This window comes from Paraburkholderia steynii (assembly GCF_900100565.1).
Taxonomy (GTDB): domain Bacteria; phylum Pseudomonadota; class Gammaproteobacteria; order Burkholderiales; family Burkholderiaceae; genus Paraburkholderia; species Paraburkholderia terrae.
On sequence record NZ_FNDI01000042.1, the window covers coordinates 25,345 to 39,897 of the forward strand.

The 14,553-nt window shown below is 58.4% G+C and carries 11 protein-coding genes and 3 pseudogenes; 9 read left to right on the forward strand and 5 right to left on the reverse strand.

Going from position 1 to position 14,553, the window contains the following annotated elements; translation table 11 throughout:
- Nucleotides 1-124 precede the first annotated feature (124 nt).
- The 9 genes and pseudogenes from BLT65_RS41670 to BLT65_RS41705 all read left to right on the forward strand — a co-directional run bounded on the left by BLT65_RS41670 (nt 125) and on the right by BLT65_RS41705 (nt 9,285).
- A complete protein-coding gene (locus BLT65_RS41670) occupies nt 125-538 on the forward strand; it encodes a hypothetical protein (protein ID WP_091789810.1) in 414 nt (137 codons plus the stop codon).
- A gap of 1,190 nt (nt 539-1,728) precedes the next feature.
- Nucleotides 1,729-1,926, forward strand: a complete 198-nt coding sequence (locus BLT65_RS41675; RefSeq protein WP_079495315.1) for a hypothetical protein — start codon at nt 1,729-1,731, stop codon at nt 1,924-1,926.
- Nucleotides 1,927-2,168: 242 nt separating this feature from the next.
- The gene (locus BLT65_RS41680; protein ID WP_091789813.1) at nt 2,169-2,741 is read left to right on the forward strand and encodes a phasin family protein; all 573 of its coding nucleotides are present in this window, start codon (nt 2,169-2,171) and stop codon (nt 2,739-2,741) included.
- A 168-nt stretch (nt 2,742-2,909) separates the two neighbouring features.
- Nucleotides 2,910-3,653 (forward strand): acetoacetyl-CoA reductase, encoded by a 744-nt coding sequence (gene phbB / locus BLT65_RS41685; RefSeq protein WP_091789815.1) that lies wholly within the window; start codon nt 2,910-2,912, stop codon nt 3,651-3,653.
- A gap of 28 nt (nt 3,654-3,681) precedes the next feature.
- Complete coding sequence (locus tag BLT65_RS48525; protein WP_279634515.1) at nt 3,682-3,816, forward strand: hypothetical protein; 135 nt, start codon at nt 3,682-3,684, stop codon at nt 3,814-3,816.
- A gap of 788 nt (nt 3,817-4,604) precedes the next feature.
- A complete protein-coding gene (locus BLT65_RS41690) occupies nt 4,605-4,871 on the forward strand; it encodes a hypothetical protein (protein ID WP_091789817.1) in 267 nt (88 codons plus the stop codon).
- A 572-nt stretch (nt 4,872-5,443) separates the two neighbouring features.
- Nucleotides 5,444-6,862: a response regulator c-di-GMP phosphodiesterase, NosR family gene (gene nosR, locus BLT65_RS41695; RefSeq protein WP_091789820.1), complete on the forward strand. Its 1,419-nt coding sequence runs from the start codon at nt 5,444-5,446 to the stop codon at nt 6,860-6,862.
- 121 nt (nt 6,863-6,983) lie between these two features.
- Nucleotides 6,984-8,129 (forward strand): annotated as a pseudogene (locus BLT65_RS41700) (FIST N-terminal domain-containing protein).
- The gene (locus BLT65_RS41705; RefSeq protein WP_244187014.1) at nt 8,122-9,285 is read left to right on the forward strand and encodes a histidine kinase; all 1,164 of its coding nucleotides are present in this window, start codon (nt 8,122-8,124) and stop codon (nt 9,283-9,285) included. Before BLT65_RS41700 ends, BLT65_RS41705 begins: the two are co-directional and overlap by 8 nt.
- Nucleotides 9,286-9,658: 373 nt before the next feature.
- Here the strand turns inward: BLT65_RS41705 and BLT65_RS41710 are convergent, their stop codons facing one another.
- From BLT65_RS41710 to BLT65_RS41730, 5 genes and pseudogenes are all read right to left on the reverse strand, one after another.
- Nucleotides 9,659-10,393: an SDR family oxidoreductase gene (locus tag BLT65_RS41710; RefSeq protein WP_341865853.1), complete on the reverse strand. Its 735-nt coding sequence runs from the start codon at nt 10,391-10,393 to the stop codon at nt 9,659-9,661.
- Nucleotides 10,394-10,847: 454 nt separating this feature from the next.
- Nucleotides 10,848-11,984 (reverse strand): annotated as a pseudogene (locus BLT65_RS41715) (ISKra4 family transposase); the annotation flags it as partial.
- A 40-nt stretch (nt 11,985-12,024) separates the two neighbouring features.
- Nucleotides 12,025-12,633 carry a plasmid pRiA4b ORF-3 family protein gene (locus tag BLT65_RS41720; protein WP_091789823.1) on the reverse strand — a complete coding sequence of 203 codons (609 nt, stop codon included), beginning with the start codon at nt 12,631-12,633 and terminating at the stop codon, nt 12,025-12,027.
- Nucleotides 12,634-12,884: 251 nt separating this feature from the next.
- Nucleotides 12,885-13,116: pseudogene (locus tag BLT65_RS41725) on the reverse strand (sugar ABC transporter permease); the annotation flags it as partial.
- An 83-nt stretch (nt 13,117-13,199) separates the two neighbouring features.
- Entirely contained in the window at nt 13,200-14,519 is a 1,320-nt protein-coding gene (locus tag BLT65_RS41730) for an ABC transporter substrate-binding protein (protein WP_091789873.1), read from the reverse strand.
- Nucleotides 14,520-14,553: the final 34 nt, after the last annotated feature.

Below are 14,553 nucleotides of genomic sequence, written 5' to 3' on the forward strand. Positions count from 1 at the left end.
GACCCTGCTCGCTGCATCGGAGGGCACCTGATGGTGCCATATGAGCAGTGTACGCAGTTGTCGCCGACTTTCGGCGTGTGTGTATTATGGTCCGCATAGGCCCTGACCTGATGGAGAGACCCCTGTGGATGTATCGTTCCTCGTCGACCCGGATCACAAAACCGTCACCAGCGTGCAGGACGGCTATGCCCGTGCTGGTGAACTTATCGGCACAGATTTGACCGGTACCGCGACCCTGTGGGGCGATGCTGCTGACTCGGATACCTCAGTCCAGGTCATCGTCGCGGACGACAGCCTTACCAACAATCCTATCTCGCGCGGTTTTTTCACGGTCACGCTCGAACTGAAGAATGTGAGACTGGAACGGGTATTAGCAGGCGAGGCAGTACTCAATGCGTATGGCAGCCCACCGCCCGACATCAAGGAGCAAGTCAGGCTCAAGGCCGTGCGCGAGCGCGTCAGCTTTATCAGCGCTGAGGATGCGTTTCAATGGTTCGAGGAAAACACTGGCGGTTCACCGTTTTCGCTGGAGGGCTAAAACGGGCTTGCGCTCAGCCCGAGGTTGCGATTCGCCTATAGGTTCGTGCGTGAGTCCAGACGACGACAATCCTGCCGGCAGGAATCATGGCAGTGCAGCCTTTCCGCTCTCAGAATTCTCGACGTGGCGCTGACCGCCCCGTAGATGCGTCACGTGTTCTCAAAAAAACACAATTGGCCCAGCACTACACCGACAAGTTCTCGTCGTCCGGCACGGAACCGCGCGAGTTCGTGGAGGCCAGCATCTGGCTTCGTGTTCTCAGGCGCTCGGAGTAGTATGGTCATGTACACCTAACCACCATGAGGGGGCCATGACTACCTGTCTGCAATGTGGTGGCCAAGGAAAAATCAAGTGCGAAAAATGTGGCGGGACGGGAAAGGTGCAGATAACCGAAATCGAGACTGTTTCCTACATGTCTCAGACGTCCAGCACCATCACGTGCCCAAAATGCGACGGAGAGCTTTGGAAGCTCTGTACCCGATGTTACGGTTCCGGAGAAGTCCATGATAACGAAACCTCCGATATTTTCGACCCCGAAGGCAGAGATACTTGACTTCCTCAGGAGAACGCCAGAAGACTCAATTGGCTTGATATGGCGGCGCGACACGCAAACAATATATAAAGTACTACACATCGATGCATCTTGGAGCAATCCCGTGTCGCAGTGGCGGATCCGGACATAGTGAAGTGTAGTGATCCGATGTGGTTTTGCCGACATTCCAGGTCCTTCGCGACAGCGGGAGAAGTCAATGCTTATTGAGTCTTTTCTCCGTCAAAAATCTGAAAATAAGCGACTCGCATGCGATGTAATAAATATTTCGCAATTTGAGGTTATAAGCGGCCATGTCTGGAAAGAGAATTCCGACCTATAAACGCCATGTTCAAATATGAATAGGGGCGCGCCGCTGCGCCATTCGTCTAAATCGGCCCGCGCCCCGCCCGTTATAAGGCTTCCACGGCCTCCGCACAAACGCGGCGACAGCACCGCATTGCCTTCCCTATGCAGATCAAATAAACAGACAAATCAAAAAGGCATCCACATATTGCATTTGAAAATTGAGCGGTTATGATGACGTATCTGTAAGGATTTCCTGAACGTTCGCTAAAGAGGCGACGGGAATATTTGCCGCCATTCGCCGCGGAGGGAAATCAATGCTTGCGGCATAGACAGACTAAATCGAGGAGACGATATGCTGAGTCCCCATGAATTCGCCACCCTGATGCTGATCAAGGACGCGCCCGATCAGATCGAACTGGGCCGCGCCGAGCTCGACACGCTGCTGGAGCGTCAACTCATATCACTGGAAAGGCTCGCGTCGGGCCATCCACGTCCTCATGTCACAAGCGAAGGTGCTTCCATTCTCAAGGCTGTCGCTCGTAGGCGCTAGGACATTGCGGCATGCACCGCTGCACCACGTGGTGAGCGCGCCGAAGAAAAAATAAGCGAAGCAGCTTTCGTTGGACTTTAATGTGTAGTGCCTCTTGCTGTAACGACCCTCCGAAGGATTCGCGACGCATGCTGCCTGGCAGGCGTCCTTGCGCTTCGGTCCATTCATCATCGCCATTCGCAGCGTGACATCCGGTCAATCAGGGCTTCGCGCGGCGAAATGTATCCTGAGGAACTTCAACAATGGCTCTATCGAGTCCCGAGCAAATCGCCGCATCGCAGAAGGCCAGCCTCGACGTAGTCTTCGGATTGACCAGCATGGTCTTTGAAGGCGTCGAAAAACTGGTTGCGCTGAACCTGCAGGTCGTCAAGTCCACGCTGGCGGAGTCGCAGGAAAACCTGACGAAGGCGCCCGGGATATCAGACCCGCAGCAGTGGTTCACACCGCAAGCCGGTTTCACTGCGCCTTTCGCTGAGAAATCACTGTCATACGGCCGTCAACTCTTCGAAATCGTGTCAACCACGCAGGCTGAGGTCGCGCAACTCGCACAGACACAGTACGCGCGGTATAACGCACGCGTGCAGGTGTTCATCGAGGAAGCAGCGAAGAGTGCTCCGGTGGGTTCCGAAGCGGCGATCGCCGCGTGGAAGTCCGCGATCAACGCCACCACCGCTCTGTGCGAATCGCTGCAGAAGACGGGGCAACAGGCCGTGGAGATGGCCGGGACCAATCTCGAAGCCGTCACGGCCCCAACGTCCAAGGCCGCCAGGCGCAGTGACGAATCGGTTGCCGTAGCCGTGAGCGCGAAGCACTAAGACTCACGCGGGCAGCGATGCCCGCGTTATCGGTTTCATATTTCTTATATGTAGGATTCCTTTTATTCACTTTGGATAAGCGTCCGGTATTTGCAATGCATCCAATTTTTGACTGAAGGCAGTGTTGCTCCAGACGAGCACGCCGCTGGTATTTGTGAGGACGATTCGATGACAAAGCAGATCGCGGTAGTAACGGGCGGCATGGGTGGGCTGGGCGAGGCGATCAGCATCAAGTTGCATGACGCCGGTTATGCGGTCGTAGTCACCTATTCGCCTGGCAACACCGGTGCGAACGAGTGGCTCGCACGTATGGAAGCCGATGGACGACAGTTCCGCGCGTACGCGGTCGACGTCGCCAACTTCGACTCGTGCGAAAAATGCATGGCGCAGATCCAAGCGGAAGTCGGACCGGTCGACATCCTGATCAACAACGCCGGCATCACGCGCGACGCCAGCTTCAAAAAACTGGACAAGGTCAATTGGGACGCGGTAATCCGCACCAACCTCGATTCGGTGTTCAACATGACGAAGCCGGTGTGCGACAGCATGGTCGAGCGCGGCTGGGGCCGCATCATCAACGTGTCGTCGATCATCGGCTCCAAGGGTGGGTTCGGCCAGACCAACTATGCGGCGGCAAAGGCCGGCATGCATGGTTTCACGAAATCGCTGGCGCTCGAAGTGGCGAAAAAGGGCGTCACTGTCAACACGATCTCGCCCGGCTATATCGCGACAAAGATGGTGATGGCAGTGCCCGAGGCAATCCGCGAGACGAAGATCATTCCGCAGATTCCGGTCGGCCGGCTCGGGCAGCCGGACGAAGTTGCCGCACTCGTGCTGTACCTGTGCTCGCGCGAAGCGGGCTTCGTAACCGGCGCCAACATTGCGATCAACGGCGGGCAGCACCTGCAGTGAACCCGAGAGATCAGCAATGGAGGTTCCGATGAGTGAAGCGGTGGCGATCGTCGTAGGTACGTTCGTGCTGGTGGCGGCAACAGGGTTCGTCGCCGTTCACTATCACCGGGAGAAGATGCACCGAAAACTGCTCAGACGACTGGATTACCATCGCGACTGGTAGGCTTGGGGCAGCGCCCGGCGTTGAGCTTTCGCCCTCGCTCCGAGGGCAGTTTCGGCCATACCGCGGCGCAAGGAAGCGGCGATGGATGTTAGCAAAAATGGCCGACCTGCAATTTCAAAATTGCATCATGACGTGGAGGCATGATGGGTGAAACGTCATCGGTAGGACTTGTGGTCGGCACGTTAGTGCTGGTCTTCGCTGCGATCAATGTAATAAGACTTTATCGACCCGAACATCGTCGCGCGCAGGTGCTCAAGAACCTGGATCATCTCAATTGAATGCCGGTGGTGTGCTGCCCACAGATGACGCCGTCTCCACAAGATGTCTTGTCGAAACGGGAAGCCGACGCCATGCGCGGAGGATGCCCGTATCGCCGTCAGCGATCACGATGGTCGACTATCGCGCACCAAGGCAAGTGGTTCATGCGACCTGGCCCGAATGCAGACATAGCTCAATGATTTCGCTCGTAGGCTTTCTGTGTGAGAAGTGTCCAGACTTCGAGCGTGGTCAACGGAATCCCGCGATCAAATTGACGAGGGCGTCTCCAATCGGGCTTTCACCAGCGAGCCTTTCTGTGGGCCCGCACAAGCTGTCCCCAAACGCAGCGAGCGCTGCAAGACTCCCGGACGAACTACACTTCGCCGTTGCGCCTTCATGCTCCTGAAGTGGTGCTTTACGGACAGTGTATGCGCACCGGGTACGCGTGGGTAGCCAGCGATGTGATCGCCCCCGCCGAAATCCCTGACAGCGCGTGCGGCGATTGGAGCCGCTTTTAAGCGAGGCTACATATGCAGGAGTCTCGGACGGAAATATATCGGGATTACGAGCTGGTCGTTGAAATTGCTGGTGACGACTATACCGGTCTGTACGTTCTTCGGCAGACAATGCGTCGATCCATCGCGGGAGCATCCATTCACGTTCCGCGTGTAAACGTTCTGTTCGGCACGGTGGATGACGCGTTCGACAAAACCTTTGCTGACTTGCGTCTTCTGGTGGATCAAAACGCTAGCCAGCCTGGCGGTGTTATCGACTTCTCTGAGGATGAACCCGGGTAAGTTATATGCCTGTGGGACGACCGCTGTGCCTGCCCCAAATCAACCGGCGAACGCCCGGCGCGACCCGATCGGGCATCGAAGCACAGACTGTTCTCTATCGCCCGTCCGTCCTGCCCTGGCTTCGACAGCCAGATCAAGCCGCTCTCCCGGCCGCCACTTCCTACAGACTCTCTCCTCTCGATTCGAATCGGATCCCGCCTCCCGCTGGCGGGGCCTGAGTTGCGCAATTGGATTCACCGGTCGATTCGCGAGTGCCACTTTGGATCCGTGCAGCATATTCGTCGCAGGATGAGGGCTGACGAACGGTGTCGCCTGCGTTAGCGTGCCTTCGACATGCGCGGTTATATACGCGAGACATACCGGGTGGCTATCGCAGTGAGCACGCGAGCATTCGCCAACGATGCATGACACATCTCGATGCGTGGCGCGTATTTCTATGCAGACGAGAAACGAGCGATAACTGCGATCCGGCAGGAGATGGCTTGACCATATTCACTGTTTACCCTACTACAGAAGAAGTGCGTTGCGCCGATATTGCAGGTGAACTTCGCAAAAACCGGTTAGGAGGGCACATGGTTGAGTTTGCGGACAGGGAATTACACCCCACCTTCCATGCACCAGACGGCACTACTATCGTCGACGAGCCCGTCGGTGCCGTTGCACCCGTCGTCCTGCTTGTTGATGATGAACCTAGCATCCTGTCGTCTCTCAAGCGGTTGCTTAGGCACGCGAATTATAAAATACTAACCGCGGAAAGCGGTGCTGCAGCGCTCGAACTGCTTGCTGCGAGCGAAGTCGACCTTATCGTCTCCGACATGCGCATGCCGCATATGAGTGGCGCGGAATTCCTGGCGCAGGCGCAGGCCCGATATCCCGATACGGTCCGTATTCTGCTGACGGGCTACTCGGAAATCGATTCGGTCGTTCGCGCGATCAATGAAGGCGGTGTCTATCGCTATCTGAACAAGCCATGGGATGAGCAGGATCTTATGCTCACGATTGCGCAGGCGCTCGAGCAAAGCCGGCTACGGAAGGAAACCGTGCGGCTTACTGCGCTTACGAAGAGGCAGAACGATGAGCTCAGGACTTTCAACGCCAGGCTCGAAGATCAGGTGCTCTCACGGACCGAGGAGATCCGTCAGACAGTGATGTTCCTCGAAGATGCCCAGCAGGACCTAAAAACCAGCTATGTCACGATGATGAAGGTTTGCGCCAGCATGATCGAGTTGCGTTGCGGCGTACTGGGCGGCGAGTCACTGCGCATCGGTGAAGTCGCGCGGCATATGGCTCTTGCGCTGGACAAGAGTGGCCTGCGGGCACAGGAGGTCTTTTTCGCCGGCCTGCTGCATGGCATCGGTAGGCTGTCTTTGCCGGACGAACTGCTGCACAAATCGCTGGACCGTCTGTCGGCAGAAGAGAGTCGGCTTTACCATGAGCACCCGCTGCGCGCACAGATGGTTCTGACGCCGGTCGCACAGTTCCAGCAGGTCGCACACATCATTCGCCACCAGTATGAGCGGTTTAACGGACGAGGTACGCCTGACCGTCTCGTCGGGTCCGAGATCCCGTTAGGCTCCCGGATCCTGTGTGTGGCGCGGGATTTCGAAGGCTTGCGTCGCGGCGGAATCGTGAAGCAGCCGATATCAGACCAGCAGGCCATCGCGTTACTCAAATCGCAAGCTGGCATGCGTTACGATCCGCGGGTCATCGAGCGATTCGTGTCGTTGATGAAGAACCCTGCGACGCTCGGTCTCGGAAAATCCGTTGTCGAAATCAATAGTTCGCAACTGATGGAGGGGATGCGTCTCGCGGATGATCTGCGCACCGGCAAAGGCGTGCTGCTGATGACAAAAGATAGCGTGCTGTCCGCGCACCAGGTCGAGCAGGTGCAGCGCTTCGAGGCGCAGGAGGAAGCGCCTTTTACCATCCTGATTCACGCGACCAGGGCGGTCGCGATGAAGTCTGCGCCGCCAGAGACGGTCCGCCAATGATCGAACTGCGATACGCCGACCTGGGATCCTCGCGCAATGCGATTGCCTGCGCTGCATGTCAAATCCTGCCGCATTTTCCGGCTAGCAGGGTTGTCACGGCACTGATTAAAGGACGTGTGTCATGAACCTTTCTGCACCCGGCGCCACGGTGGCGCAGTCGACGAACCACGACGCACGTGAGGCCGTTCGGGAGATCCATGCAACGCTCAAGGCGTGCGACAGTCTTCTGCTCGAGCCATTTCGACCTGGGGTCACTCGCCGACCAGATGCGCCACTGCTTTGAGGGTACCGAAGTTATCGGGTGCACGACGGCGGGGGAGATCGGCCCTGATGGCTATCGCGATCATAGTCTCGTCGCCGTTGCCTTGCCGCGTGCTTCGTTTACGACGGTCACCGGGCGGCTGGAGAACCTGCGTGAATTCACGATTGCGGCTGGTCAGGCCTGTGCGATGGATGCATTGCATGACCTTGAAAGAAGGGCTCCGGACCGGGCACGACCAACACCTTCGCACTACTTCCGATCGATGGTCTGTCAGTAAGGGAGGAGCCCGTCACCCGGACGCTTCAAAGTGCACTGGGCGACATTCCGCTCGTGGGAGGATCGGCGGGCGACAACCTCCACTTCGAGCGCACCCATGTATTCCATAACGGGCAGTTTTATCACGATTGCGCGGTACTGGTGCTCGGTTCGACATCGCTGCCATTCAAAACCTTCAAGACGCAGCATTTCCGTTCCGGCGATGAACGGCTCGTTGTCACGGGCGCCGATGCAGAGCGGCGCACCGTCAGCGAAATCAACGGGCTGCCCGCTGCGGCGGAGTACGCCCGTCTCATCGGCGCGCGAGTGGAGGACCTGAACCCCGGCCATTTCGCAGCGGCACCTGTCGTCGTGCTGATCGACGGCACTGACTATGTCCGCTCAATCCAGAAGCTAAACCATGATGGTAGTCTCACTTTCTATTGTCCGATCGAAGAAGGTCTCGTTTTGCGCGTCGCGCGCGGACTCGATCTCACCGAAAACCTGCGCGCCATGTTCGCTGAACTGCAAACTGAACTTGGCGAACCTCAACTGGTGCTGGCATGGGACTGCATTCTGCGTCTCCTGGAATTGCTTCAGAAAGGCACGCGCGACATCGCAGGACAGTTGTTCCAGGCCAACCGGTCGGTGGGCTTTAGTACTTATGGCGAACAATACGGCGGAGTGCATGTGAACCAGACACTGACCGGTATTGCGTTCGGCGGCCGGGGAGGCGGTCAAGATGCCTGAAGGCTCGACGACCGTCGCCGTTCCCGACGAATGCATCGTGTTGAGGGCGGAAATCACGCGTCTGAACAAGGTCGTTCAATCGTTTATGGACCGTGCAGAACGCAGCACAGTGGTCTGCGGGTCCGACTTCAGTCTGTTCCAGATGGCGGTTACGCTCGAAGATCAGGTTCGACATCGGACCCGCGAACTGGAGGATGCGTTGCGCGACAACAAGAAGATCACGCATGCGCTCGAAAGAACACAACACCAGATGAAGCAAGAGATCGAGGAGCGTCGGCGCGGACTGATTGAGCTCGAAAGAGAAAAGGAGGCGCAGCGACATCTGATCGATGAACTGGCCGACGCACACATGAAACTGCTGCAATCGGAGAAGCTTGCCTCGATAGGACAGCTCGCGGCCGGCGTTGCGCACGAGATCAACAATCCAATCGGTTTTGTCAACTCGAACCTCGGCACGTTGAAGACGTGGATGAACAGCTTGCTGGAGTTTGTTGCGTTAATGGAATCGACCCTGGCCTCACTGGATCCAGGGACGAGGGCCCGGGTGGACAAGGCCCGGCGGGATGCTGATATTGATTACCTTCGCGAAGATATTGGCGCCCTGATAGACGAATCAATCGAAGGCACGACGCGCGTGCGGCGTATCGTACAGGATCTGCGGGACTTCTCACGGGCGGGCAGCGAAGAATGGGGCCTGGTCGACCTTCATGCGGGCCTCGAAGCGACCTTGAACGTAGTCCGCAACGAGATGAAGTACAAGGCAGATATCGTCAAGGACTACGGCGATCTGCCATTGGTCGAGTGCATGCCCTCACAGATAAACCAGGTGCTGATGAACCTGCTCGTTAATGCCACGCAGGCGATTCCGGAGCGGGGCACGATCGCAATCCGGACGCGGCGCGATGGCGACGGCGTAGCCGTTGTGATCGCGGACACGGGAACAGGCATGTCGGCTGATGTGCTGGCAAAGATATTTGCCCCTTTCTTTACGACGAAACCGGTCGGGCAAGGCACGGGCTTGGGCCTGTCGGTTTCCTACGGTATTGTCGAAAAGCATCGGGGCAAGATTTCAGTGGAAAGCACGCCGGGAGAGGGTGCGTGCTTCATCGTATGGCTCCCGCTCGAGCGCTGCAGCGAGACTGTCGGGCCGGCGTGAGACCAAAACGCGTCCCGCCGTTTCATCGGTCGATTCCCGCGAGCGCACCAGGTACGAAATACCGGGCTCTGGTATCTCGGTGTTCTGGGAGTTGAGCCATCCGAGCAACGCACGGGCCTTGGGAGGGCCCAGTTCAAGACTGGACTCCGCGTGTGCAACAAAGAGGGTACAGGCGCCTAGATGGAGACTGGAGAGCCCCGCAACCCGTCGTTTTACTCAGAGTACGGATTTGACGTATTGGGTACTTCTGAGCTGCGGAATGGGCCTCGCGTCTGGAGCATGTGGCACGAGGCACCTGACAATCGATATTGGTGACGCTGGACTGTGGCAGCGCCTGATGAGCGGTCCTGCATCTCAACGAATGCTGCGGACATCATGTGTGTGAATTGCACACATCATGTACTCGGCTTGGTCTTGACCATGGTGTCCGCCCGTAGCATGCCCGGCAAGGCCTCAACAAAGAAGTCGGCCTGCAATGCAGCGCCAGCCTTGACGTCGTATTGCGAGAAGTCCCGGACACCAGCCGCCAATAGCACTTCGTCATCGAGAAAAAATTTCCCGAGCAGTCCCTGGATGGGCGCGTCAGGATATAGTGCGCCGCGTCGGCGACTATCTCCGGCGTGCGACACGCAGCAATCAAATCGGCGCCGCCAATCTCGTTTCGCACGGCAGCAGTCGCAATAGCTGTTCGCGGCCACAGCGAATTCACGGCGACGCCTCGATCCTTAAACTCACTGGCCAGCGCCAGTGTGAACAGGCTCATGGTGTATTTGGCAATGGTGTATGCCGGGAAATCCTTAAACCACTTCGCGTCTGTGACCAGCGGAGGCGACAGCGTCAGGATATGTGGATTCGGCGAATTGAGGAGGTGAGGCAGGCAGGCCTGAGCACAGACAAACGTGCCTCTCCCGTTCACCCCGTGCATCAGGTCGTACCGCTTGACGGGCATATCCAGCGTTCCCGTGAGCCGGATGGCGCTGGCGTTGTTCACGAGTATGTCGACGCCGCCGAAGACCTCAACGGCCCTCGCAACCGCACCGTTCTCCAACAGGCTCCGCTTGTACGCCTGTGCTACCGCCTCGGCTGGGACCCCTGCGGAGCGGGCCATTTACGCGCTCCTCATCGCGAATGTCGACGACCAGCGCAAGCGCCTTTCCGCCAGCAGCTTCCACGGCCGCCGCTGCCGTGTGCACAGTTCCCTCGAGCCGCGGGTCCGGGTTGGCCGTCTTCGCTGCAATCACAATGTTTCGCGCCGTCGCGCGCCGCCCGGAGTGCGATGGCAAGCCCGATACCGCGACTTACCACCTGACATGAATATCGTCTTGCCGGCGAGGTTCATCGTTGTCTCCTCGATACCTGTCATGGCATACGGTAAAGTACGAAAAGCGGTGTGGTTACGCGTCGAAACACCAAGACTGAAGTAGGACGCCTTTGCAGCAACGGCAGTTCGTTGAGCGAACGCGGCGCTGCTCTTACCACTTCACGACCTGAATTACTTGCCCCGTGACGATTGCACTCATCATATCGCGGCATAAAGCCCCCGCTTTGGCGCGGTCTCCTCCGTTGCCTGCGAGCGTCGGATACCATCGCTCGAAGCATGATCGCAACTGCTCATTCAGGACGGACGTCCTTACCTGCAGGAGGTCTTGTGCATGAGCCGGTCGCCACGCCATCTGCTGACGCTTCACAAAGCGCTTGCTTACCACCTGGTTGACCGCCGACTCGACGAAGCTCGAGGTGATCGGCTCGCCATGACGGTAGCGGTCCCCGTAGTTCACGATAAAGCGCTGGTTGTTCTCGAGATAGCCGATGAACTCCTCAAGTCTGGCCAGCAGTCTGGCCTCCTCGGGACTGTCATCCTTGGCGAGTTCCCAGCCCAGGCGTTCAAGCCGCTGCAGCGCCGGATAAGGGCAGCCGTGCCAGAGGTGCCACTTTGCAATGCGCAGCGCATCGATCAGTGTGTCGACACATGGCCGTTCGTCGCGGTCCGGCAACCCCTTCATCATCTGTTCGAGATTCTGTACCCGCATGGCGACGTGAAACCAGTCGAGTACTCTCTCGCCACAGCCAAAGTCGAGCTGGGCGCGGCGCACGGTGTCGCTGCCGTCCGACAGGAAAGTTACCGGCTGGTCGGCGCCGACGCCTTCCTGCGCAAGAAACGCCAGCATCCGATCGGCAGGCTCGTGCTCGAGTGTGTGAACGTAAGCGAAGCTGTGTCCGCGACCGTCGTCGCGCAGTGATTTCCCGACGATGACTTCGAACCAGCCGTCCTGCCGGCTGCTGTGTCCGGCCAGGCGGATACAGCCGCCGTCGATGCCCACGGCGCGTACTGAACTGTGCTGCGGAATGGCGCATCGGCCAGCAGGCAGATCGACGTATCGTCGTTGCTCGACGGCGACCGTTGCCTTCGAACTCTCAAGGCGGCGGCCGAGCGCGGCGACGCGTCTCCGGATCGTGGTGGCCGCGAGCACATGCTCAAGCGGTAACACCTCCTGCAGTACCCGGACGGTCAGCCCGTAGGACATCAACGCGGCTTCTATCATCGAACGCTGCAGCCGGCCCAGTAGCGCCTTTGCCTCTTCAAGGTGCAAGCCGAGTGAGCCGGCATCGAAGCCTTCCCGTTCGAAGTGGGCAATCTCCGTGATACTCGGCTGCTCGTCGACTTCCGTCCGAACCACGATCTGCACGCTGATCTGCATGGCGGCCTCCTCCGCTCGGCACATTGCCTGGGCGATCAGCTTATCGCACCAGCGTCTGCAGGCGTTCATTCGCCGCCCGACCGTCGAAACGCCGATCCAGCCAGATGAGCCATTCGTCGGCCTCGAAGCGCAGATCGTTCACGTCAATCTGGCCTTCGCGCAAAGTCTCAATCCACTCGAGAAATTCCTGCTCGCCATGAACTTCGAGAGCGTTCATGTATCTCTCGGGACCTCCGGCGTCTTCTGGCGGGCAACGCCCGGAGCCCGCGACGCAGCGTGGTAGTGGTCTTGCCCGCTGGTTGCACGTTCGCCGCTCGACGCGCACGTCATACAACCACCAGCAGGTGATGTCATACAGATAGGCAAAGCGCTCATGTTCGTGCAGGCCAAATGCTGCGAGGGACAGGCTGTCTGGGCCGTCGAAGAATTGGAACGCACCGTCACGATGTCCACCGTAACGCCATCCGCGGATGACGAACCGGTGCAGGTGTTCGTCGTTCCAGCTCATGGCGAGCTGCATCACCTGATGTAACTGCGCAATCGTGATCTGCTCGGGAATCAGGAGTCGCCGCCAGACCGGCGGGCTGACGCCCCGCAGACTGATTCGCAACTGGAGAACGGAAGATGCTTCGGAAGAGTCGGAGTCCATCGAAGGCACTATAAAGGCTTCGTTCAGTCATCTTCGCAGACCCGATTCCAGCCCCCGCTTTGGCGCGGTCTCCTATGCACCGAAGCCGAACGCGTACTCACGGCCCATCAATGCCGTTCGGGCAGGCGCGCCAGCCACGGCCGTTCCCAGAGGCATTACGGTCTTTCAGACGGATTCCAGTCATTGCGGACATCGTTACTCAACTCGTCGAACTTTGGCCGGTGCTTGGTGTTAGCGCATCTGCGCGGGCCAACGAATGGCAGAGGACTGAGACCCGCGAATCCTTTGACATCAGGGTTGAGCAGGTTGTAGCGCGAGAGCGAGGACAAGATCGTCATCGCGAGTGGAATGTCCATCCACAGGAAGAGCAGTCCAGTCGATGGCGAGATCGGCCAGCGCACCGACGTCGCGCACCGCTTGTCATACTCGAGGCGGCAGCTCCTCCAAATGAGGATCGGTGATTTGGGGATGCAGTTGACTCATCGTGACGACTCTCGATGCGTTGGGCAGCACCCCTTGACCGGAGGCGGCGCTGCCCGTTTACTGCCAAGGACAATTTCTGGGGCTTACTTCTGATAACCCGCCTGCTTCACAGCGCGATCGCCGGCAGCGTTGCCCGCCTTCAGCGCTGCGTCCACACTGGTTTGCCCAGCAACGACGCCCGCAATAGCTTGCCCCACCACGGTCCCGAAAGACGGGAACTCGGGGATGCCTACAAATTGAATCCCGCTGTACGGCACCTTCTTCAGCGACGGGTCGTTCGGGTCAGCCGATTCGATCGCTTTCAATACAAATTCTCCGAACGGAGCGACCTGCTTGTATTCGGGACGTGCAAAAGTCGACTTCCTGCCCGGAGGAACGGATGCCCAGCCCTCGTCCTTTCCAACCATCTCGATGTACTGTTTCGACGTTGCCCAGGTAACAAATTTCTTTGCGGCATCCTGCGACTTCGAGGTCCTGGGGATCGCGAGCGACCAGGACCACAGCCAACGCGATCCCTTCGGCGTCACCGCAACCGGCGCCGCAGCGAAGCCTATCTTGTCCGCCACTTTTGACTGCGACTTATTGTAGAGCGTGCCCGCGGCGGCCGTCGAATCGATCCACATCGCGCACTTCCCGGACGACATCAGCGTCAGGTTCTCGTTGAAGCCGTTCGAGCTCGCTCCAGGCGGCCCATCGTTCCTCAAGAGGTCGGCATAGAAGCTGATCGCCTTGTGCCACTCCGGCGTATCAAGCTGCGCTTTCCAATTCTCATCAAACCAGCGTCCACCGTAGGTGTTCACCACGGTCGACACGTAGGCCATGTTTTCACCCCAACCTGCCTTCCCGCGCAAACAGATGCCATACTGGCCCTTGGACTTATCGGTGAGCGTGTCGGCGAATTGCTTGATCTGGTCGTAAGTCGGCTGATCCGGCATCTTGAGCCCAGCGACCTGAAACAGATCCTTCCGATAAAAGGTCATCGAACTCTCGACATAGAACGGCAGCGCGTAGAGTTGGCCATCGTAGGAAAGGCCGTCGCGCGCGGTCTTTACCACGTCGTCAAGATCGTAATCGGCCGGCAGATTGGTCATCGGCGCCAGCCAGCCGCGCTTGCCCCACTGCGGCGCTTCGTACGTACCAATTGCAACCACGTCGAACTGGCCGCTGTTGGTGGTGATATCGGTCGTCGCGCGCTGACGAAGCGCGTTTTCCTCAAGGATTACCCAATTCAGCTTGATGTCCGGGTTCGCCTTCTCGAAGCTCGCGGAAAGCTTCTTGAGTTCCAGCATGGCCGGACCGTTGAAGGTCGCGATGGTGACATTTGCCGCGCTGGCAACTTGTGCCGCGCAAACCGCAAGGCCCACAAGCGCAACCTTGCCAATCAGCGCGCGACGCGCATTCATCTTCATGAGAGCCTCCGTTGGCTTTCATTAGTGG

Excerpts from the sequence above, each read along its gene's own strand:
- BLT65_RS41675 (WP_079495315.1), top strand. The coding sequence starts at position 1,729 with ATGCTGAGTCCCCATGAATTCGCCACCCTGATGCTGATCAAGGACGCG.
- nosR (WP_091789820.1), top strand. The coding sequence starts at position 5,444 with ATGGTTGAGTTTGCGGACAGGGAATTACACCCCACCTTCCATGCACCA.
- BLT65_RS41730 (WP_091789873.1), bottom strand. The coding sequence starts at position 14,519 with ATGAATGCGCGTCGCGCGCTGATTGGCAAGGTTGCGCTTGTGGGCCTT.
- BLT65_RS48525 (WP_279634515.1), top strand. The coding sequence starts at position 3,682 with ATGAGTGAAGCGGTGGCGATCGTCGTAGGTACGTTCGTGCTGGTGGCG.
- BLT65_RS41690 (WP_091789817.1), top strand. The coding sequence starts at position 4,605 with ATGCAGGAGTCTCGGACGGAAATATATCGGGATTACGAGCTGGTCGTT.
- BLT65_RS41710 (WP_341865853.1), bottom strand. The coding sequence starts at position 10,393 with ATGGCCCGCTCCGCAGGGGTCCCAGCCGAGGCGGTAGCACAGGCGTAC.
- phbB (WP_091789815.1), top strand. The coding sequence starts at position 2,910 with ATGACAAAGCAGATCGCGGTAGTAACGGGCGGCATGGGTGGGCTGGGC.
- BLT65_RS41680 (WP_091789813.1), top strand. The coding sequence starts at position 2,169 with ATGGCTCTATCGAGTCCCGAGCAAATCGCCGCATCGCAGAAGGCCAGC.
- BLT65_RS41705 (WP_244187014.1), top strand. The coding sequence starts at position 8,122 with ATGCCTGAAGGCTCGACGACCGTCGCCGTTCCCGACGAATGCATCGTG.
- BLT65_RS41720 (WP_091789823.1), bottom strand. The coding sequence starts at position 12,633 with ATGGACTCCGACTCTTCCGAAGCATCTTCCGTTCTCCAGTTGCGAATC.